The organism is Epilithonimonas sp. (assembly GCF_032054305.1).
Lineage (GTDB): Bacteria > Bacteroidota > Bacteroidia > Flavobacteriales > Weeksellaceae > Epilithonimonas.
The window spans coordinates 225,355-247,394 of record NZ_DAMBSX010000005.1; the positions used below are offsets into that span (position 1 = coordinate 225,355).

Consider the following 22,040-nt stretch of genomic DNA (forward strand, 5'->3'; position numbering starts at 1 on the left):
TATTATAAACCGACCTGTATGGTAAAGGAAGAATTGTTCCTTACTTTCATTTGTGTCGCAGCAACCTCGGTTCCCTTTACTTTTAAAAATAAAGTTATATCTGAAGATTTTAAATAATCCATTAATTCTATATCAGCAATAGGAGTGAAATTAAGAGAGGTTTTACTCACATTATTTTCAACAGTTGCAATCTCTTTCTCAGAAAGATTAGGGGTTTTAATAAACAATTTGGCACTTGAAACTTTGTCTAAAAGAATATCCTCATCTGAAGATGAAAGATGGTCTATACTAAAACTTGACAGCTTTGCAGATTTCAAATTATTGATTGATAACGCAGGAAATTTTTCTTTAATTTTTGTTTCGATATCAAGATTCAAAGGCATTTCCGGAAATACTACTTCCTCCGTTGAAACCGCAAATGGAATCTGGGTTTCAGTACTTGTAATAATTGCTATCGGGACATCAATATTTACATCATTTATTACATCTTCTTCTTTACTACAGCTATTGATAGTGATCATAGCTATAGCAATGGAGAATATTACTGTTAAATTTAAGATCGTCTTTTTCATAATTTCTTTTTCACACTTATTATCATCGACACATTATATGCATCGAAATTTAATGATTAATGTTTTTAACATCAGAAGGCGAATGCTCATGTCTGAAAAATATAGCAAACAACACAGCTATCACTAAAGAATATAACGCAAAATATAGCCAAATATGTTGCCAGTCTTTCACAAATACAACATTTGATAGTGTCCCGTCTGCATTGACTACAGAATTGAAAGAATTTTTAAGAATACCCAAGAAAGTAGAATCATTTGGAGAAGTCTCCAAATATGCAGATAGGTCTGATGCCGTTGTAAATTTAAGTGTAAAGAATTTATCGATTGCCCAACCAGCAATATAACTTCCAATCACAGCACCAAAACCGTTGGTCATCATCATAAATAGACCTTGGGCAGAAGAACGGATCTTTTTATCCGTCGTAGTTTCCACGAAAAGAGAACCAGAAATATTGAAAAAATCAAAAGCCATCCCATAAACAATGCAAGAAAGTATGATCATCCAAAGTCCTGTTACCGGATCTCCATAAGCAAAAAGTCCAAATCTAAGAACCCAGGCCAGCATACTGATCAACATTACTTTTTTGATACCAAATTTTCTCAAGAAAAAAGGAATCGCCAAAATAAATAAGGTTTCCGAGATCTGGGAAATAGACATAATGATTGTAGATTTCTCTACAACTATAGAATTGGCATACTTTGGAAAATGAGCAAACTCACTCAAAAAAACATCGCCATAAGCATTAGTTAACTGCAACGCTGCTCCTAATAACATCGAGAATAAAAAAAACAGCGCCATTTTATAATCTCCAAAAAGCTTAAATGCATTTAATCCCAATTGCTCTGAAAGAGGGGCATTTTTATCAATTAATTTTTGAGGAGGACATTTAGGCAAAGTCAAAGCATACAAGCCCAATAAAACCGCAACACCACCAGCAATATAGAATTGCCCTTCCGTAGATTTGTTACCCGTAAGATTCGTGATCCACATCGCAACAATAAACCCAATTGTTCCCCAAACCCTAATTGGTGGAAAATCTTTCACAACATCCAAATGACTGTTTTTCAGAATCGTATAAGAAATAGAATTGGTCAGGGCAATAGTTGGCATATAAAAGCACATTGCGACCAACATTATAGAGAAAAATGAATTAGGCGTTTCAGAATGTGGCAAAATGAAAAGCACTATTCCATATAAAATCTGCAAAACAGAATAGATTCTCTCAGCATTTACCCATCTATCTGCAATAATTCCCGTAATGGTTGGCATAAAGATAGAAGCAATCCCCATTGTTCCGAAAACAGCACCAAACTGCGTTCCATCCCAATGCTTTGTTCCGAACCAGAAGTTCGCCATCGTTATCAGCCAAGCTCCCCAAACAAAGAATTGCAGAAAGCTAAGTATAGTCAGTCGTAATTTTAGACTCATATCTTAAAATTGATATTTAATTTAATTTTATTATTCTATCTTTTTATTTCTTCTTTTGATCTCCTCCTGCAGTCTAAGAGCTGTATCATAATCTTCTTCCCTTACAGCATCAGCCAGCAATTGATCCAACTCTTCCGAGGATATTCCCGATAGATCATTGAAATCTGAAACCTCATCAGAAATCAGATCTTCATCTCCAACTTTTGGCTGTTCATCCAGTTCCAATAAAATCCCCGCCTCATTCAAAACTTCAGAAGTTGTGAAAATAGGTGCATCAAAACGAACAGCCATCGCAACAGCATCAGAAGTTCTTGCATCCAAAATCAGTTCTTCTTCTGTTAACGGATTCTTGAAATTAATATTGGAGAAGAAAACGCCATCTTTAATTTGATAAATGATAACAGACTCTAATTTAAAGCCTGTATTTTTAACGAATTGTGTAAACAGATCGTGCGTCAAAGGACGTGGTGGATTGATGTCCTTTTCTAATCCTAAAGAAATGGATTGTGCTTCAAAATTCCCAATAACAACAGGCAATTTGACCGATGTTTCTTCATGTTCCAACAACAGCGCATAAGCTCCCGATTGGGTTTGGCTGTATGAGATCCCTCTAATGATCAATCTTTTATAATCCATTTAGCAAATATAAAATTTTTTGTTAATTTTCATTTAGGATTTGTCGATTTTTACATTGTTTGCGTTATAAAATCATTAAATAATTCAGTATTTCGGTTTCAGTATCCTTAAAGCGTTGAATTGCAGCAGCCCGACTATCTCAATTGTTTTTATTTTTTTATTTTGAATCGTTGAACCACTTCGGTAGGTTTGAATGGAAATCCTTTTTACGCGACGAAGTGGAGTGAAAAGATTGGTAGCCCTTCGACAAGCTCAGGATAAACTACAGGCAGATTAAACTGCCCCAAACCTAACAAAGAGGTTCGGCGAAGTCAAATAATGATACTTATTAAAGTGAAAAAACCTGAATCAATGACTCAGGTTTATATTTTTATTGAAAACTGAATTAAGCTTTCAAAGCTTTGATTTTCTCTGTTAGTGCAGGAATAATTTGGAAAGCGTCGCCCACTACTCCATAATCTGCAGATTTGAAGAAAGGAGCTTCCGCATCGTTATTGATAACAACAATCGTCTTGGAACTGTTAACTCCCGCCAAATGCTGAATGGCTCCGGAAATACCCACTGCAATATAAAGATTGGGAGAAATAGCTTTTCCTGTCTGCCCAACGTGCTCTGTGTGAGGTCTCCACCCGATATCAGAAACTGGCTTTGAACAAGCTGTAGCCGCTCCAAGAACATTAGCCAGATCTTCAATCATTCCCCAATTTTCCGGACCTTTCAAACCTCTACCAGCAGAAACTACGATTTCCGCTTCTTTAAGGTCTAATTTACCCGAAGATTGTTCGTGATTAATGACTTTAGTATCTTCATTAGCAATGCTCAATTCTTTAACTTCTTCTGAACCTGAAGATACATTTTCTTTAACACCAAAAGCATTTTGAGAAACTGTTACTATAACGCCGATCGCATCAGCTTTTGCATGCATAAAACCTTTTCCAGAGAAAGCTTTTCTCTTAACTTGGAAAGGCGAAGTACTTTCTGGAACATCGATCACATTCGTAATCAATGAATAATTTTTCTGAATTGCCAACATTGGTGCTACAGAAGATGCATCTGTTGTATGAGGGAAAACGATGATATTTCCGTCAGCAATTTGGTTAACTGCTTCCGCATAAGCTTTAGCACTGAAGTTCTTAAGACCTGCATCTTTTATATTAACTACTTTATCTGCTCCATATTTGTAAAGCAGATCCGGGGAATCTGTTGGGTTGATAGAAATTGCAGTTACTGCATCTCCAGTTTTTGCTGCAATAGCTTTTGCATAAGAAACAGCTTCAAATGCTGCTTTTTTGTAAACTCCGTTTATATTTTCTGCGTATACGAATACTGCCATAATTTTAATTTTTAGGTTGTAGGATTAAGGTTTTAGAGGAATTAGACAAAAAGTAATTTATTAATCACCTTTTACCTAAGGCCTAACATCTCTAGATTACTTTCGCTTCTTCGTGAAGTAATCTTACCAACTCATCTAGGTTATCAGCAGAAATTAATTTCACAGCCGCTCTTGGAGCAACACTGTCAAAAGAAACCGCTTCTACTTTCACTTCAGAATTTGAAGGTTCTACAACATTAAGAGGCTTTGTTCTTGCAGACATAATTCCTCTCATATTCGGGATGATCAAGTCTTTTTCGTCTACCAAACCTTTTTGTCCTGCAACAACTGCTGGTAACTTAACAGAAATAGTTTCTTTACCACCTTCGATTTCTCTAACTGCAGTAGCTTCTGAACCATTAACATCTAATCCAACACTTGCATTAACGAAAGCGTAATTCAATAACTGAGCAACCATTCCAGGAACAGCTCCACCATTATAATCGATGGATTCTTTTCCTGTAAGAATCAAATCATAACCACCATCCTGAGCTACTTTTGCAATTTCTTTAGCTACAGAATAGCTGTCTTTAGCTTCCGCATTCACTCTTACAGCATCATTTGCTCCGATTGCCAAAGCTTTTCTGATAACTGCTTCTGTTCCTGAATCACCAACGTTTACAACTGTTACCGTTGCACCTTGAGACTCTTGTAATTTTATAGCTTTTGTTAAAGCAAACTCATCTAAAGGATTAATGACCCATTGGATTCCATTTTTATCAAACGCAGATTTGTCTGCTGTAAAGTTAATTTTACTTGTAGTGTCTGGAACACTACTGATACAAACTAATATTTTCATTTTATTGTGATATATTTTGTTATATGAACTTCGCTAATTTATATAAAAAATACTATGCATGCATAATTTATTATTATTTATTAAATAGCTTTCTGCAACGCCTTACTAATCGGGTATTTAGAAGCTTTACAAATAATTTAGCCCGTAAACACTGGTAATTTTATAGAAATCAGCTTGCCGTTTTTATTAAGTTAATAGAAGAAAATTTAAAAATCAAATTTGAAATTAGCTTATTTTGCTTTTCAAATAGTACAGGTTCCGCCGAAATTTTGAATTGAATCAAGGATGATTTTATTCTAAATCTAATTCAAAATCAACAAGCCTTATCAACAGGGCATTTGCAGAGGTAGTAAAAAAGGTCTTGATGTTTTAATGAAAACAACTTGACCTTTTCACAAAAACATCAAGACCTTTTTATAGAAACAACTTGACCTTTTCTTGTTTAAATTGAGAGTGAAATTTTGATTACTTTTTAACCTGACTTGGTCTTACTTCGATTTTACTTGGCAAAACACGTGGATTCATATTCAACAAATCAAGAATCAAATTCCCTATATCTTCCGGCTGGATTTTCCATTCGTCTTTTTCTGATGGAACATTGCCATTGAAATGCGTGGCCACAGAGCCTGGCATTATGGTTGAAACTTTGATGTTATATTTTCTAAGGTCAATCATTGCCGCTTGTGTAAAACCTACAACACCAAACTTCGAAGCGTTGTAACCTGATCCATTTTCGAAGAAGTTAGTTCCGGCGAGACTTGCAATCGTGATGTAATAACCCTGCGATTTTTTCAGTTCTTCAACCGAAGCTTTCAATGTGTAGAATGCGCCTGTCAAATTGGTTTCCTGCATGGCGTTCCAGTCTTCTATCGTCAATTCGTCAACGGGTTTGAAGACACCTAAACCGGCATTGGCAATTACAACATCCAAACTTCCGAAATTCTGAACAATCTTTTGAACAGCAACTTCTTCATCCTCGTAATTCCTAACATCAGAACTTACTCCGAAAACACTTTCAGAAATCACTTTAAGCTCAGAAACCGCTTTATCAACATCTTCCTGTTTTCTTCCACTGATAGCTACTTTGTGACCGTTTTTCAATAATACTTCTGCAATTCCGAAACCTATTCCTTTGGTTCCACCTGTGATATAAATAACTTTTGACATATGTTTTTTTTGATTTAATATTAATAAAAAAGACAGCCTAAACTGTCTTTACTTTTTTATCCTTTTGCATAAAACTCAAAGAAATAAGGGATGCTTTCGATTCCTTTATAATAGTTATATAATCCGTAATGTTCGTTTGGTGAATGAATCGCATCTGAATCCAGACCAAATCCCATCAAAACAGATTTAGCGCCAAGAACTTTCTCAAACAAAGATGTGATAGGAATACTTCCACCACTTCTGTAAGGTAAGACTTCTTTCCCGAAAGCTTTTTCCATTGCTTTTTTAGCAGCTAAAAATTCTTTGGTGTCACTTTCCAAAACATAAGGCATTCCGCCGTGGTGTGGTGTCACTTTTACTTTCACACTTTTCGGAGCAATCTTTTCGAAGTATTTTGTGAATTTCTCTGTAATTTCTTCCGGTGTTTGATTTGGCACGAGTCTCATTGAGATCTTCGCAAAAGCTTTGGAAGCAATCACCGTTTTCGCTCCTTCGCCAGTGTAACCGCCCCAAATCCCATTCACATCCAAAGTTGGTCTGATAGAAGCTCTTTCCAAAGTCGTGTAACCTTCTTCTCCTTGGATATCATTAAGATTGATAGATTTTTTATAAGCTTCCGGGTCGTCCTTCAGCTTATTCATTTCCTTTCTATCTTCATCGGAAACAATCAGAACATTGTCGTAAAAACCGTCAATTGTGATGTGTCCTTTGTCATCAATCAACTCGCCAATCATTTTTGACAAAACGTTGATTGGATTCGGAACAGCACCTCCATAAAGTCCGGAATGCAGGTCACGATTCGGGCCTTCTACTTCGACCTCAACATAACTCAGACCACGCAAACCTGTGGTAACGGTCGGCTGCTCATTAGAATAAATATGCGTATCAGAAATCAAGATTACATCGCAGCTCAATTTTTCTTTATTATCTTCAAGGAAATCTGCCAAACTTGCAGAACCCACTTCCTCCTCTCCTTCTATCAAAAATTTGACATTACAAGGCAGAGAATCGGTTTTCATCATCGCTTCGAAAGCCTTGACGTGCATGAAGAATTGTCCTTTGTCATCTGCAGAACCTCTTGCGAAAATGGCACCTTCCGGATGAAGTTCCGTCGTTTTCACAACCGGCTCGAATGGGTCACTTGTCCATAATTCTAAAGGATCAGCCGGCTGAACGTCATAATGACCATAAACCAAAACTGTCGGCAAGCTTGCGTCAATAATTTTCTCTCCGAAAACAATCGGATAACCTTCGGTTTCAAGAATCTCTACATTATCTGCTCCAGTAACTTTCAGATGTTTTGCTACTTCATCCGCACATTTTAGAACTTCTGATTTATAAGCTGGATCTGCGCTGATGGAAGCGATTCTAAGGATATCGAATAATTCATCAAGGAAACGCTGTTTGTTCTCTTGGATGTATTGTTGTGTATTACTCATTTTTATTATTAATGATAAATGATTGATAAATGATTTTAAACTTGTCAAAGATGAAAAAGTAAGGTTCGTAAAAATAAAAAATGTCCTGCAAACGCAAGACATCTTTTATTATAATATTTTTATAAAATTCTTATTAATGTTCAGCTTTGTGAGCTTCTTCTGTCGCTGGTTTTGCTTCAGGTGTTGCCACTTTTGCAGAATCTGCTACAACAGCCTGAGAAACAGTTTTCGTAGAATCTGTAGTTGGATGATAGGTTCCGTGAGGTGCATTTGGGTCATCGTATCTTACGACATCTCCTTCTTTTTTCAAACGTCCTTTGTTCCCACCTGCAGGAATGTCACAAGAAATAACTAAAAGAGCAGATGCCAACAATATCACAGATTTTTTCATTCTTATAAATTTAATGGTTCAAAAGTAGTAAAATTGAGATTTTCTGCAAAATTATTTTTTGTAAAATATACATTGAGAAAAGTAATATATAATCAATATAAAGTAATTGATAACTTTTTAACAAAAAAACCTGACTCAAATGAATCAGGTTTGTTACTTTATTTTTTCCTTTCGAGAACTTCGTCCACCATTCCGAATTCTTTGGCTTCGGTAGATGTCATCCAGTAATCTCTGTCAGAGGCTTTTTCTACCCACTCGTAAGTTTGACCAGAATGTTCTGAAATGATGTCATACAATTCTTTTTTCAACTTCAACATCTCTCTCAAATTGATCTCCATATCAGAAGCTACACCTTGTGCGCCGCCTGAAGGTTGGTGAATCATCACTCGAGAATGCTTCAAAGCAGAACGTTTCCCTTTTTCGCCTGCTACCAAAAGAACAGCGCCCATAGAAGCAGCAATTCCGGTACAGATCGTTGCTACATCCGGCTTGATGATCTGCATAGTATCGTAGATCCCTAATCCTGCATAAACGCTTCCTCCTGGAGAATTGATGTAGATCTGAATATCCTTCGCTGAATCTGAACTTTCCAAGAATAATAATTGTGCTGTAATGATGTTCGCAACCTGATCATCGATACCTGTTCCGAGGAAAATGATCCTGTCCATCATCAATCTTGAAAAAACATCCATCTGTGCAACGTTCATTCTTCTTTCCTCCATGATGTAAGGTGTAAGATTGGTCGGGTTGAACATTCCCATATATTGATCGGTTACCAAACCGTTGTTTCCCATATGTTTTACTGAGAAATCTCTGAATTCTTTTTTGATGTCCATATTAAATGTGGTTATTTTTAAATCTGTATTGAGTTTGCAATTTCTATTCCTTTGCTAAAGTAGGACTTTCTGTCACAAAATACGGAATAATTCACTGTCCAATTTATTCTTTAATTGTGTCAGAAGGATTATTTGTTGATAAATACGAGTATTATCTTCCTCATCGCTGAGAGAATTTTTGAAGTCATTGATCAATTTTACAACATATTCTCTTTTGTGCCTTAGAACAATATCCGAAACCAGCTTTGGAAGAACTTCTTCTTCTGAGCTGAAATAGATATTGAACTTGTTCCAGTTGCTCGTATGATAGTTTTCTATGAGTGCATTCGCTAATTTACCTGAAATTTCCTCATCCATCATATTGAAGAAAAAACTACCCGATCTTATTTCGTTTTGAAGAATACCTTCTTTGATCTCGGAAATAATTGTTCTATGAATATCTAATTGAATCTCGCATTCATCTTCTTCTAAATGATTCAGAATCTCCTCTATCACCGTGATCTTATAATCATTGCCTTGGGTATCTTTTCTGTCCAAGACAAAATCGCCGTATTTCAGCATCAAATCAACCAATTTTTCTTCCTGAAGTAAAAGTGGATTGATAGTAAATTCAGTTTGCTGAACGATTTCTAATTTTGGAGTTATTTTTTTTTCCTCGAATTTAGGTTTCGATTCTTGCTGTTGCGTAACAGTGGTCTGAATCTGAAGTTCATTGAACAAACTTTGCTCGCTCAACCCAAATTTATTCGAAACTTCTTTCAGATAAACCTCACGTTTCAAAGCATTCTGAACAAACGCAACCGATTTTACAATATCACGAATGGATTCTGCTTTTCTGATCGGATCATTGCCTGCATCTCTAAGTAAAATTTCAGCTTTGAAATCGATGAAATCTTTCGCTTCTTTATCAATGAAATTCTCAACATATTCCTGCGGATGTTTTCTTGCAAAAGAATCCGGGTCGTCGCCATCCGGGAAAAGAAGAACACGGATATTCATTCCTTCTGCCAATAACATATCAATGCTTCGGAAACTGGCTTTGATACCAGCTTTGTCACCATCAAAAAGAATGGTTACATTTTCCGTCAATCTTTTTATGAGTTTGATCTGTTCCGTTGTCAAAGACGTTCCAGAACTTGCCACAACATTTTCAATTCCACTTTGATGAAGTGAGACCACATCCATATAACCTTCCACCAAAAGGCAGAGATTCTTTCTGGAAATGGATTGCTTGCTCTGATTCAGGCCATAAAGAACATTGGATTTGTGGTAGATCTCAGTTTCCGGAGAGTTGAGATATTTGGCCGTTTTGACATTATTCTTGAGAATCCTCGCGCCAAAACCAAGAACTCGACCAGAAAAACTATGAATCGGGAAAACAACCCTATCACGGAATCTGTCAATTCCCGAAGGTGTATTTTCCGGAAAAATAGATAGCCCTGATTTTTCTAGAATTTCTTTGGAATAGGCTTTCTCCAAAGCAAATTCCGTAAAGGCATTTTTCTTTTCGGGCGAATAACCTAATTGGAATTTCTTAATAATATCATCCCGAAGTTCTCTCTCTTTGAAGTAAGAAAAACCAATCGTTTTGCCTTCCTCAGAATTCCAAAGCTGGTCCTGAAAAAAATCGTTCGCAACTTCGTGGATCTTGTAAAGAACATCACGTTCTGTCTGCGCTTGTTTTTGTTCTTCAGAGTATTCTTTTACATCTTCCTTAATTTCAATTCCGTACTTTTTTGCTGCATGGCGAAGAGCTTCCGGATAGGTGAAATTCTCTATTTCCATCAGGAAGGAAATAGCAGTTCCTCCTTTCCCAGTTGAGAAATCTTTCCAGATCTGCTTACTTGGGGAAACGACAAAACTTGGCGATTTTTCCTCATGAAAAGGACTCAAACCCTTGAAGTTGGATCCAGCTCTTTTCAGTTGAACATATTCACCAATAATTTCCTCTACACGGATGGTAGAAAATATCTTGTCTATGGTCTCTTTAGTAATCACGATGTAAATTTAGAATTTTAAAATCTGTGCACAAAAAAAATCCCTGCTTTGGGATTTTATATTTGAAATTGATCAAAGAAATCAACCATTAGAACTTCTCACACATCATTGTATAAAAATATTGTAATGATGGAGTTGTACGCATTATTCTAGGAAGCAATGTCACCCTGTAAAGATTGTTATCTCCGGGATATGTGATATAAATTTCGTTCAAAGTGTTATAGATCCTTCCGGAATTGTCCAGAGAAACCCAATTGTTGGCCACATCGAATTCTGCAGCGATATTGGTCGTCACAGTATTATCACCATAAAAAGAATTGGCTCCCGAATTTTCTTTATGAATCCTGTTAAAATAAACTATTACGTTAGAAGATGGAGCCGTTGACAATCTAAATTGAGGTTCCGGACCTGTGTTGAATCTTAATTCGAATTTTCCACATTGCATTACTCTATCAGTATCGGGTGCATTAGAAAAAACGACCACTTTTTTATTTTCCAGGAAAACACTTTCGATCTTTTCTTTAACTATTTCTTTCGGGACAATGCCTATTTCACCAGAAGCATTAGCAACCATGATCTGGTTATATTGTGAATCATTACTCTTATCTGTAATAGTTGCCACACGGAGGTTTCCGTTCACATCCAAGGTTTTTTCCGGTGATGCTGTTCCAATACCCACTTGCGAAAATACCAATACGGAACATCCCACAAGAATCACACTGATTATCTTTTTCATATTATAAGTTCTGTATATAGAATTTTTCACAGATTAAACTAAATGTATTGTTTGTCGGAGTATTTACCAGTTTGGACAATGTCAACCTATAAAGATTATTTTGCTTTGGAAGAATAATTGTATAGATCCTGATGGTATTGTTAGAATTGAAATATTCCGGATCCAGCATTTGATATGTGGAATAATTGGAAGTTGTAAAATTCACAGTATCATTAAAATAATTATAATAAGTACTTGTCCATCTTTTTATACCGTAATCCAACTCAAATGCTGTCGTATTAAGAGACATGAAAATATTATCACTATTTAATTTGATCTCTGCAAGATTGGAACTATTGATCCTAAAGGTCATATTACCACAACTGCATTCTCTGTTATCGTCTGCAGCTGCCGCATTGTAGATACTACGCTTAACCTCTACATTGTTTACGTCTGACTGCATGAAGGATTCAGCTGTCACGTCATCTACATTTCCATTATTTCTATCCGCGGATAAGATCATCGGATAATTGGCATTACCAGATACATTTGGAAGTGCGGTCACCCGCACATCTCCATTAACATCCAGTTTACGTGTAGGGTTTTCCGTATTGATGCCAACATTTTGGCTCTGATACATCGCTGATATACTGATAAATAAAAACAGCAACAATATATTTTTTTTCATAGTTTAGAATTTTTCACAAGTTGCTGCAAAATCCCAGCTAAGAACAGTTGGTATACCTACTTTCTGTCTTACTCTGTAAATCGTGAGTCTGTAAAAATTAGGGTCATCGGGATATTGGAAGTGCATAACATTCTGTTCAGAATCCGCAACATTAGCTTCTGCAAACTCTTGCGGAACATTATAATTTTCTGGTGTGAATACGAACGGTGTTGCTGCAGAATCATTAGAAGCGTGGCCTTGAAAAAATTGGAACCCATTACCATCCCAATTCTGCTCCATGCTCATAAAAATATCAACCGAAGAAGCAGGCTCATCTACCAATCTGAATTTAATTCTGGAATCCGAACCCGAGTCAAAAAGAAAATAGAATTTTCCACATTTAAGGATTTTACTTGGATTTCCATTTTCAGTAATTTCATTAAATAACTGACTATAAGCCTCTTTATTAGCTTCATCCGGATCTGAGCCAGTTGGCAAAAGGTTCGATTTTGTTGTATAATCAATATTCCCATCCTGATCTTGTACCAGAATACGGTCATAGTCAGCCTTATCAGATTCGTCGTTCAATTGTCTAATCCTCAAATCGCCTACAACGTGCAAAGTTCTAGTTGGCGTGGACGTATTGATACCCACCTGAGCATTAATAAACAAAGGGAAAAAAACAATCCCAATGCGGAGAATAAATTTTACACCCATACAGTATTACATTAATTACTATAATAACCTATTACTTTTCAATTATATAAATTAATAATAAATTATTAATGCAAAAGTAAAAATATAATTTAAAATAATTATAAATAATTAAAAAAATTAATATCAACTTAATTTGGAGATAATGATAATTAGAAAAGCAGTAAATAATACATAGTTTTGCAAAAAAAGATTATAAATGAAATTCAATATCAATACACTTCCGGAATGGGATAATGTTGTCAATCAAATTATTCCAAACCTCCAACATAACATTCTTCTTCTTAAAGGAAATCTCGGCGCAGGAAAAACGACTTTTTCTCAGTTTTTACTTAAAGAATTGGGAAGCTCAGACGAAATCTCATCTCCAACCTATTCAATTGTGAACGAATATGATACTCCAAAAGGAAAAGTATTTCATTTCGATTTGTACCGATTAAAATCTGTGGAAGAAGCGTACGATTTCGGAATTGAGGAATATCTTGATAACGGATTTTTGTCAATTATAGAATGGCCTGAAATCTATCTGGATGAACTAGAAGGTTACAATTTTCACGAAATGACCATCACCAATACAGAATCCGGCAGAGAAATAGAATTTAATTAACTGTACCGTAAAATTGTTTTATCTTTGTTCTTTATTTTGATTAACGATTCATTTTCATGAGCAGTACATCCACCATATTTACGCCTTTTACAGAGGAAGAACTGATTCCTAAAGAGGAAAAATTAGAAGTTGTAAAAAAACAGGGTAAAACATTCAGCATCGGGATCCCAAAAGAAACTTGCCTGAACGAAAAAAGAACATGTATCATTCCGGATGCGGTTCAGATCTTGGTAAATAATGGACACAAAGTCATCATAGAAAGTGGCGCGGGAGAAGGTTCGCACTTTTCGGATATTTTATATTCCGAAGCTGGAGCTGAAATTACAAACGACCCAAAAGTCGCTTTTTCTCAGGACTTAGTTCTGAAAATAAATCCACCGACCGAAGAGGAAATCGATTATCTGAGACCGATGACTTATCTCATTTCGGCTTTGCAGATCAACCTTCGAGACAAAGATTATTTTTTAAAATTAGCTTGCAAAAAAGTTAATGCGATTGCGTTTGAATTCATATTAGATGAATACAAACAATTGTCTTTGGTAAGATTGATTGGCGAAATCGCTGGAAGTGTTTCCATCCTTTATGCATCAGAACTTTTGGCAATGTCCAACGGCTTGATGCTTGGCGGAATCACTGGTGTCCGTCCTACAGAAGTTGTGATTTTAGGAGCGGGTATTGTGGGCGAATTTGCAACAAAAGCTGCCATTGGATTGGGAGCAAGTGTCAAAGTTTTTGATAATTCATTGTCGAAACTTCGAAGACTTCATACGATGGTCGACAGCCGTGTTCCGACATCTGTCATCGACCCAAAAGAATTGACGAAATCCCTCAGAAGAGCCGACGTTGTCATCGGCGCTTTGCCAAGATTGAACCTTCCACCGATCGTTACTGAAGATATGGTCATGAAAATGAAAAAAGGAAGCGTCATCATTGATATTACAATCGATAATGGAAAAGTGATTGAAACTTCTGAACTTACAACAACTGAAAAACCGTTTATTGTAAAACACGACGTCATCCATTGTGGTTTACCGAATTTGACTTCAAGAATGCCGAGAACGACAACGAAAGCTGTAAGTAATTTCTTTTTGAGCTATCTCCTTGGTTATGATGAAGAAGGCGGTTTCGAGAATATGCTTATTCATAAGAACGAAATCAAACAATCTCTTTACATGTACAAAGGAAGACACACGAAACAGTTGATCTGCAACAAGTTCGACCTTCCTTACCACGATATCAATCTTTTGATTTTCTAAATCTCATTAATGTTAAAAAAATTAAAATTCTACACTATCGGTCTGATTCCAGGATTGTTGATCGTATTTTTCATACTTAATCAAAAAGGTACGAGCTGTTCGTATTTCCCGAATGATAGAGTGATTGCGGAAACTTTGACCAAAGATCTCATCTATTCTCCAACTTTCAAAACGGAAATGGAGCTCAACAAAATCTCAGAACAATTCTTGAAGGACAGCATTATCGCTGGTGGAAAAATCGACTTTGACAGAAGCAAAGCCCAAGAAAAACCTTGCCCAAAATACGTTTTGGTTTATCCAAAAAACAATCCAAGAATCGAGGTTAATTATTCTAAATGCAAGGAAAACGCAGAATTTACAGAATTGAAAAAAATAAAATAGATATTTTGCTAAATCTTGATTTTAATTCTAATTTCTAAAATCTAACTTCTAACATCTATTTTTATGTCTGGCAAAAATCTCCTTCTACCCGATTACCTTTTATTTGGTGGGATTTTCGCCATCTTTTTTTTGCTGGTTTTAAGTTTTTTTCTCTACGGAAAATACAAATCTTCAAAAGCAAAAAACAAGCTTTTAGAAGACAATTACAAAGCAATTGAAAACAAATTGGACGATGTTCGTTTGGAACATATTGAGACCAAACTCAATCCTCATCTTTTCAAAAACATCCTGAATTCGGTTCAGTCACACGCCTATCAGACTTATATTTCGCTGGATAAATTGGCGAGTATTCTGGATTATATTCTTTACGAAAGCAGTAACAAATTCGTCAGCCCAAAAGAGGAATTGAACTTCGCAATGAACCTCATAGAAATCAATAAAATTAAAATCAATCCATTATTCGATTTTAGAATCAAGACAAAAATCAATAAAGAAGATTCAATTTATCTGGAAAAAGTTTTTGCGCCTTTGATTTCTGTTGATTTGATTGAGAACGCCTTTAAACACACTGATTTTCTGGCACAGGATTCTTTCATTTCTGTTAATCTGGTTTTAGATGGCGGAAAATTTGAGATGAAAGTCTCGAATAAAATCTCAGAAAAAACACCTTTACAAAAAGAAAACAGCGGATTCGGAAGCAAATCTTTTGACCAACGATTAAAGCTGATCTACAAGAATCATTACAAGCTGACAAAAAGTATTGTGAATGATAATTTTGTAGCCCATTTAACCATTAATCTTTCAGAATTTTATGATAAAATGCGTTATTCTGGACGATGAATTGTTAGCGATCAGTTATCTCAAACTTCTCTGCGGACAGATCGAAGATATCGAAGTTGTGAAAGCTTTCAACAATCCAAAAATATTCCTGCAAGAAATTGACAACATTGACTGCGACGTCTGCATCCTCGACATCGAAATGCCCGGAATGAATGGACTTCAAGTCGCCGAATTAATCAAAGACAAAAAAATCATTTTCACAACCGCTTACAAAGAATATGCAGCCGAAGCCTTTGATTTGGATGTTGTGGATTACGTGAGGAAACCAATCCAGAAAGAAAGATTGGTTCAGGCTTTTGAAAAGGTCGCAAAACTTCTGAATGAAAAACCTAAAAAACAGTTTTTGGAATGGAACACCAATCTTGGAAGATCTAATATTTCAATCGATAATATTGTGTTTATAAAAACCTCAGAAATCGATAGTCGCGATAAGGAATTGACCTTAAAAAACAATTCAGAATTGATCCTCAAAAATCTAAGCTTCAAACATTTGTCAGAATTATTACCTCAGAAAAATTTTGTTCAGATCAACAAGAAGGAAATGGTAAATATAAAATTCATTAAAGTTTTTTCAACATCAGAATTGATCCTGAATCTTAGCTCACCCGATGGAAATCCTATAAAGCTGAGCGTCAGTGAGGTTTTCAGAAATCAAATTGCTGAGAAACTATCAAAATAGTTTTTCATTACAAAATTCCGCCATTTCATTACATTTCTCTATCCGCCATTGATTTTATATTTAAAAACTTCCCAATTTTGCATCTTAGAAATCTGTAAAATCTAAGTTAATGATTATGGCAAAGTACAGGAATATTATATTTTACATTGCGACCATTTTGTTTTTCTCAGTCCTGATGTACTGGTTTCTCATTGAAGGAAAAACACTTGAGATTGGCGAAAATATCGCTATCCAAAATCCTACGGGAACAATGTGGGATAATTTTGTGGATTCATTCATGACCAATCTTCATCATCCGCTGGCGCTTCTGCTCGCTCAGATCATAACCATTATTTTTGTAGCAAGACTTTTCGGCTGGATTTGTATGAAGATGAAACAGCCTTCCGTCATTGGCGAAATGATTGCCGGTATTGTTCTCGGTCCTTCACTTTTAGGTCTTTATTTCCCCGAATTTTCAGCATTTCTTTTCCCGAAAGAATCGTTAGGAAATCTCCAGTTTCTTAGTCAGATCGGTTTGATTCTGTTCATGTTCATCGTTGGGATGGAACTGGATTTGAGTGTTCTCAGAAAAAAAGCGCACGACGCGGTGGTTATCAGCCACGCCAGCATCATTATTCCTTTTGCATTAGGAATCGGATTATCCTATTTCATTTATAAAGAATTTGCGCCAGACGGCGTTCAGTTCAGCTCGTTTGCCTTGTTCATCGCTATTGCAATGAGTATCACGGCATTTCCGGTTCTCGCCAGAATCGTTCAGGAGCGGAATCTTCACAAAACAAAACTTGGAACCATCGTCATCACTTGCGCCGCGGCCGATGACATCACAGCCTGGTGTATTCTGGCAGCTGTAATTGCCATTGTGAAAGCGGGTTCTTTCGCCAGCTCCATCTACGTGATCTTGATGGCAATTGCTTACGTTTTTCTGATGATAAAGATTGTGAGACCTTTTCTGAAAAGAATTGGCGATTTGCAGGCAGGAAAAGGAATCATCAATAAATCAATTGTTGCGATTTTCTTCCTAACTCTGATCATCTCAGCCTACGCAACCGAAGTTATCGGCATTCACGCCTTGTTCGGTGCTTTTATGGCCGGTGCGATAATGCCGGAAAATGTGAAATTCAGAAACCTTTTTATTGAGAAAGTGGAAGATGTTGCACTGGTACTTTTATTACCATTATTCTTTGTGTTTACGGGGCTCAGAACACAAATCGGATTGTTGAATGATACACATCTTTGGATGACAGCGGGCTTGATCATTGTGGTCGCTGTAACTGGTAAATTCGTAGGAAGCGCTTTGACTGCAAAATTCCTCAGAATCAATTGGAAAGATAGCCTCACCATCGGTGCATTGATGAATACCCGAGGTTTGATGGAACTGATTGTCCTCAACATCGGTTATGATCTAGGCGTTCTAAGTCCTGAGATTTTTGCAATGATGGTGATAATGGCTTTGTTCACAACGTTTATGACCGGACCTTCGTTAGATTTCATCAATTTTATCTTCAAAGGAAAAAGATCAATGACTGATGAAGATACTGGCGAGAACAATGCGAAATACAAAGTTCTTCTCTCTTTTGAAAATCCCGAATCCGGAAGCAAATTGTTGAAACTGGCACATAATCTGACACAAAAAATGAAAGGCAACAAGAGTTTGACCGCGATGAACATATCGCCCGTCAACGAGCTTCACGCCTTTGATGCCGAGAATTATGAAAAAGAATTATTTTCCAACGTCATCAATACTTCCCAGGAACTGAAGCTAGAAATCACAACACTTTTCAAAGCTTCGACGGATATCGAGAATGATCTGGTAAACATCACCAACAGAGGTCATTATGATTTGCTTTTGATAATGCTGGGAAAATCGATCTATGAAGGAACCTTACTCGGAAAACTGCTTGGTTTCACAACTAAAATCATCAATCCGGAAAAATTACTCAATACGGTAAAAGGGAAATCTTCCATTTTCAATACTTCTCCTTTTGATGATTTCACGCTGAGTATTTTGGATAAGACCAATACACCGGTTGGAATTATGGTCGATAAAAACTTTGAAAGCGCAGACAAGATCTTCATTCCAATTTTTGATCTCAGCGATTTTTATTTGGTTGAATATGCCAAGCGATTGATCAATAACAATGATTCCCAGGTCATCATTTTGGATGCCGCAGGACAAATCCGTAAGAATACAGAAATCCGTGAACTGATACGGAATATAGAACATATCGCACCAAATCACATCACACTTTATAACGAGAAAACAATCGAGAAAGAGTTTTTGGAATCTCAGGACCTGATGTTAATCAGCAGCAAAAGCTGGAAAAGCCTGATTGACACAAAAAGTCTTTGGTTATCTGATATTCCATCCACTTTAATTGTTTCGAATCCATAATTTTTTTGAATTTTAAGAAATTAATTTCTATCTTCGTTTTGTGAAAACAACAAACAGAACATATTATTACGCAATTCAAGCCCTGAAATAGGATTAGGATTCGTATGTAGAAATATCAAAACCTCGTCCTGATGACGGGGTTTTTTGTTTAAAAAAACTATTAGAAAAATATTAAGATGAAGATAGGAATTATCGGAACCGGACTGATCGGCGGTTCCATCGCACTGAAGTTAAAAGAGAAAAAATTCACAGAATTTGTTTACGGAATTGACCAAAATGAAGAAAATCTAAACACAGCTCTCGAACTCAACATCATTGATGAAAAAGCGGATTTTGAAGCAGGAATCAAGAATTCAGGATTAATTATCATTGCTATTCCGGTAGATTCGGCCAAGAAAATATTACCTGATGTTTTAGATTTGATCAATGAAAAACAGGTCGTAATGGATGTTGGCTCTACGAAATCTGGAATTGTAGATTCTATCAAAAATCATCCGAATAGAAAACGTTTCGTGGCTTTTCACCCAATGTGGGGAACGGAGAATTCTGGACCAAACGCTGCAACCAAAGACAGTTTTACAGGAAAAGCAGCCGTGATTTGTAACAAAGAAGAATCCGACGAAAATGCTTTAGAAATTGTAGAAAAGGTTATTGAAGCTTTGGAAATGCATCCAATTTATATGAATGCTGATGCACACGATATTCACACGGCTTATATTTCTCACATTTCTCATATTACATCTTACGCATTAGCCAATACTGTTTTGGAAAAAGAACGTGAAGAAGATACAATCTTTCAATTAGCAAGTTCCGGTTTTTCAAGTACAGTTCGTCTAGCAAAATCTCATCCCGAAATGTGGGTTCCTATTTTTCGTCAAAACAAAGAAAACGTTTTGGATGTTTTGAACGAACATATCACACAGCTCAGAAAATTCAAATCGGCGTTGGAGAAAGAGAATTTTGATTATTTGGAGGAATTAATTGTGAATGCTAATAAGATCAGGGGGATTTTGGATAAATAATACTAGAACCCGATTTTTTTCGAAGAAATAGAAAATATATTTTCAAGCTCATTTTTCTTAGCCTGAAAACCATTGTGATCTAAAACTTTCATTTTTCTTAACCAGACTATGTTATTTAATTGATTTTCGTAACTTATATTAGGATTGATAAATCCATAATTATTCATTAAATATTCATCTCTTTTTTCAAAGAGTTTCTGAATGAATATATTAACCTCATCTTTATTAGGACTTTTTTTAATAATTTTGATAGAATTGTTATTTGATAGATTTATTCTCCAATAATTTTCCATTGTAACAATACCTATAACTAAAAAAACAGTCGCAACTAAAGTCCAAAATATTTCAGCATATTCTTCTATGTTATCTCCATTAAACCTTTCATATAACAACCCTAATGAAAGAAGATAAAAAAATCCAGAAATAATAAAAAGAAGTAAGCTATTTTTAAACACACCAAATTTATTTGGAAGTATATTTTCAAATGGAATATCCATTTCGTCTCTATTTCCAAAGGATTTCCAAGCAATATTTAATTTAGAATCATCAAATTCTAAGGTTTGCTTTCTAATAAAACTTCTTTGAGATAGTTTAACACTCATACATCAATTCTATTTATCAAACTGATTGGGATGTAATTTCTTAATCTCATCTACAGTTCCTAGCACTTTATCTTTCAATGAATCTTGATATTTTTGCAATTTATCAGAAACCTCAGAATCAGAAATTCCAATGATTTTTGCAGCAAGAATTCCGGCATTGGCAGCGCCATCAAGAGCAACTGTAGCAACAGGAATCCCGGACGGCATTTGTAAAATCGATAAAACCGAATCCCAACCGTTGATGGAATTGCTGGACAAAATCGGAACGCCAATCACGGGCAAAGTGGTACAACTGGCGACCATTCCCGGAAGATGCGCCGCGCCGCCTGCGCCTGCGATAATGACTTTTAAACTTCTTTCTTTCGCAGTTTTAGCGTAATCAAACATACGTTCCGGCGTTCTGTGTGCAGAAACGACTGTTAGTTCGTAAGGGATTTCAAGTGATTTTAGAAAATCTGCTGCTTGTTGCATAATTGGCAAATCGCTTTGGCTGCCCATTATTATTCCTACCATTTCATTTTTATTAGATGTTCAAAGATAAAGATTTATGTGCAAAACCGAAGTTTTTAGAATACCTTTGTCACTTATATTTTCAGCTTTGAATTCCAAAACCATTATCGCTATTTGCATTGTCGCCATCGTTTGGGGAACCACTTTCCTCGGTATCAAAATAGGTGTAGAAACTGTTCCGCCTTGGTTTGTTGCGGGCTTTCGTCAGTTTTTAGCATCATTGATTTTGTTACCTATTCTGATCTACACCAAAAACCTGAAATGGATTGGCTGGAAAAACTTCAGAATTCAAACCACATTGGCTTCATTGATGTTGATTGGCGCCAATGGTTTGACAACGGTTGCCGAGAAAGAATTGACCAGTAGTTTAACATCATTGATCAGTGCACTTTCTCCGGTTTTTATTTTTATCGGAAGTATGATTATCGGAATGGAAAAATTTACTTTTAGGACTTTGATTGGGCTATTGATGGGATTTTCTGGCATTCTATTTATTTTCTGGGACGGAATCGATGACTTGATAATTCCGGAATACAGAAATGGATTATTAATTCTGATTTTAGCCATATTTTGCTGGGCAAGCGGAACAATTTACACGAAAAAGCTGCACGTTCAAAACAACAATCTTTTCTTGAATCTCTTTTATCAGTTCGCTTGGGCAGGAATTGTTCAGTTGATTTTTGCATTCACGTTTTCTGATACGCTTGATGTTTCAGCTTGGTCTGTAAAAAGTATTTCTGCGATTGTTTATTTGGCAGTTTTTGGTTCTGTTTTGGCTTTTTATGCTTACAATTATTTACTTAAAACATTACTTCCGACGCAGGTTTCCATTCTTTCTTATGTCAATACGATTATCGGTATTTTTCTGAGTTGGCTGATTTTAGGAGAAGTGATTTCTGCGAAATTCATCATTGCAACATTTTTAATTATCAGTGGTGTCTTCATCATCAATTATAAACCAGGAATGCTGAAAGGCAGATTCAAATAGCAAAAAATTAATCATTCGTAAAAAGTGG

At 35.9% G+C, this 22,040-nt stretch carries 23 protein-coding genes; 8 read left to right on the forward strand and 15 right to left on the reverse strand.

The window, feature by feature from the left end:
* Positions 1-2 precede the first annotated feature (2 nt).
* The 13 genes from RTX21_RS12370 to RTX21_RS12430 all read right to left on the reverse strand — a co-directional run bounded on the left by RTX21_RS12370 (position 3) and on the right by RTX21_RS12430 (position 12,738).
* Entirely contained in the window at positions 3-572 is a 570-nt protein-coding gene (locus RTX21_RS12370; protein ID WP_312768103.1) for a hypothetical protein, read from the reverse strand.
* 49 nt (positions 573-621) lie between these two features.
* Positions 622-2,001: a nucleoside permease gene (locus RTX21_RS12375; RefSeq protein ID WP_312768104.1), complete on the reverse strand. Its 1,380-nt coding sequence runs from the start codon at positions 1,999-2,001 to the stop codon at positions 622-624.
* 30 nt (positions 2,002-2,031) lie between these two features.
* On the reverse strand, positions 2,032-2,637 hold the full coding sequence (locus tag RTX21_RS12380; protein WP_312768106.1) for a bifunctional nuclease family protein: 606 nt from the start codon (positions 2,635-2,637) through the stop codon (positions 2,032-2,034).
* Between the two features lie 385 nt (positions 2,638-3,022).
* Positions 3,023-3,970: an electron transfer flavoprotein subunit alpha/FixB family protein gene (locus RTX21_RS12385; RefSeq protein ID WP_312768107.1), complete on the reverse strand. Its 948-nt coding sequence runs from the start codon at positions 3,968-3,970 to the stop codon at positions 3,023-3,025.
* Between the two features lie 91 nt (positions 3,971-4,061).
* Positions 4,062-4,808: an electron transfer flavoprotein subunit beta/FixA family protein gene (locus tag RTX21_RS12390; RefSeq protein WP_312768108.1), complete on the reverse strand. Its 747-nt coding sequence runs from the start codon at positions 4,806-4,808 to the stop codon at positions 4,062-4,064.
* Positions 4,809-5,273: 465 nt separating this feature from the next.
* The gene (locus tag RTX21_RS12395; RefSeq protein ID WP_312768109.1) at positions 5,274-5,975 is read right to left on the reverse strand and encodes an SDR family oxidoreductase; all 702 of its coding nucleotides are present in this window, start codon (positions 5,973-5,975) and stop codon (positions 5,274-5,276) included.
* Positions 5,976-6,031: 56 nt separating this feature from the next.
* On the reverse strand, positions 6,032-7,414 hold the full coding sequence (locus tag RTX21_RS12400) for a dipeptidase (RefSeq protein ID WP_312768110.1): 1,383 nt from the start codon (positions 7,412-7,414) through the stop codon (positions 6,032-6,034).
* 133 nt (positions 7,415-7,547) lie between these two features.
* The gene (locus RTX21_RS12405) at positions 7,548-7,805 is read right to left on the reverse strand and encodes a hypothetical protein (RefSeq protein WP_312768112.1); all 258 of its coding nucleotides are present in this window, start codon (positions 7,803-7,805) and stop codon (positions 7,548-7,550) included.
* 158 nt (positions 7,806-7,963) lie between these two features.
* On the reverse strand, positions 7,964-8,641 hold the full coding sequence (gene clpP / locus RTX21_RS12410; protein WP_312768113.1) for an ATP-dependent Clp endopeptidase proteolytic subunit ClpP: 678 nt from the start codon (positions 8,639-8,641) through the stop codon (positions 7,964-7,966).
* A 72-nt stretch (positions 8,642-8,713) separates the two neighbouring features.
* Complete coding sequence (gene dnaG, locus RTX21_RS12415; protein WP_312768114.1) at positions 8,714-10,639, reverse strand: DNA primase; 1,926 nt, start codon at positions 10,637-10,639, stop codon at positions 8,714-8,716.
* Between the two features lie 88 nt (positions 10,640-10,727).
* The gene (locus RTX21_RS12420; protein WP_312768118.1) at positions 10,728-11,375 is read right to left on the reverse strand and encodes a hypothetical protein; all 648 of its coding nucleotides are present in this window, start codon (positions 11,373-11,375) and stop codon (positions 10,728-10,730) included.
* Between the two features lies 1 nt (position 11,376).
* The gene (locus tag RTX21_RS12425; RefSeq protein ID WP_312768119.1) at positions 11,377-12,042 is read right to left on the reverse strand and encodes a hypothetical protein; all 666 of its coding nucleotides are present in this window, start codon (positions 12,040-12,042) and stop codon (positions 11,377-11,379) included.
* 3 nt (positions 12,043-12,045) lie between these two features.
* The gene (locus tag RTX21_RS12430; RefSeq protein ID WP_312768120.1) at positions 12,046-12,738 is read right to left on the reverse strand and encodes a hypothetical protein; all 693 of its coding nucleotides are present in this window, start codon (positions 12,736-12,738) and stop codon (positions 12,046-12,048) included.
* 196 nt (positions 12,739-12,934) lie between these two features.
* Between RTX21_RS12430 and tsaE the strand changes: the two genes are divergently transcribed.
* The 7 genes from tsaE (at position 12,935) to RTX21_RS12465 (ending at position 19,912) form a co-directional block, all read left to right on the forward strand.
* Positions 12,935-13,342 (forward strand): tRNA (adenosine(37)-N6)-threonylcarbamoyltransferase complex ATPase subunit type 1 TsaE, encoded by a 408-nt coding sequence (gene tsaE / locus RTX21_RS12435; RefSeq protein WP_312768123.1) that lies wholly within the window; start codon positions 12,935-12,937, stop codon positions 13,340-13,342.
* Between the two features lie 56 nt (positions 13,343-13,398).
* On the forward strand, positions 13,399-14,598 hold the full coding sequence (locus RTX21_RS12440; RefSeq protein ID WP_312768124.1) for an alanine dehydrogenase: 1,200 nt from the start codon (positions 13,399-13,401) through the stop codon (positions 14,596-14,598).
* A gap of 9 nt (positions 14,599-14,607) precedes the next feature.
* Positions 14,608-14,979, forward strand: coding sequence for a hypothetical protein (locus RTX21_RS12445; protein ID WP_312768126.1), 372 nt, complete (start codon positions 14,608-14,610; stop codon positions 14,977-14,979).
* A 63-nt stretch (positions 14,980-15,042) separates the two neighbouring features.
* Positions 15,043-15,819, forward strand: a complete 777-nt coding sequence (locus RTX21_RS12450) for a histidine kinase (protein ID WP_312768127.1) — start codon at positions 15,043-15,045, stop codon at positions 15,817-15,819.
* Positions 15,791-16,498 carry a response regulator transcription factor gene (locus tag RTX21_RS12455; RefSeq protein ID WP_312768129.1) on the forward strand — a complete coding sequence of 236 codons (708 nt, stop codon included), beginning with the start codon at positions 15,791-15,793 and terminating at the stop codon, positions 16,496-16,498. The genes RTX21_RS12450 and RTX21_RS12455 overlap by 29 nt, the downstream gene beginning before the upstream one ends.
* Positions 16,499-16,613: 115 nt before the next feature.
* Positions 16,614-18,890: a cation:proton antiporter gene (locus RTX21_RS12460; protein WP_312768132.1), complete on the forward strand. Its 2,277-nt coding sequence runs from the start codon at positions 16,614-16,616 to the stop codon at positions 18,888-18,890.
* 176 nt (positions 18,891-19,066) lie between these two features.
* Entirely contained in the window at positions 19,067-19,912 is an 846-nt protein-coding gene (locus RTX21_RS12465) for a prephenate dehydrogenase (protein ID WP_312768134.1), read from the forward strand.
* A gap of 2 nt (positions 19,913-19,914) precedes the next feature.
* On the opposite strand, the gene RTX21_RS12470 is transcribed toward RTX21_RS12465, so the two are convergent.
* Both RTX21_RS12470 and purE read right to left on the reverse strand, forming a co-directional pair.
* Positions 19,915-20,514, reverse strand: a complete 600-nt coding sequence (locus tag RTX21_RS12470) for a hypothetical protein (RefSeq protein ID WP_312768136.1) — start codon at positions 20,512-20,514, stop codon at positions 19,915-19,917.
* A 9-nt stretch (positions 20,515-20,523) separates the two neighbouring features.
* Entirely contained in the window at positions 20,524-21,027 is a 504-nt protein-coding gene (gene purE / locus RTX21_RS12475; protein ID WP_312768138.1) for a 5-(carboxyamino)imidazole ribonucleotide mutase, read from the reverse strand.
* A 34-nt stretch (positions 21,028-21,061) separates the two neighbouring features.
* Between purE and RTX21_RS12480 the strand changes: the two genes are divergently transcribed.
* Positions 21,062-22,012: an EamA family transporter gene (locus RTX21_RS12480; RefSeq protein ID WP_312768139.1), complete on the forward strand. Its 951-nt coding sequence runs from the start codon at positions 21,062-21,064 to the stop codon at positions 22,010-22,012.
* Positions 22,013-22,040 lie beyond the last annotated feature (28 nt).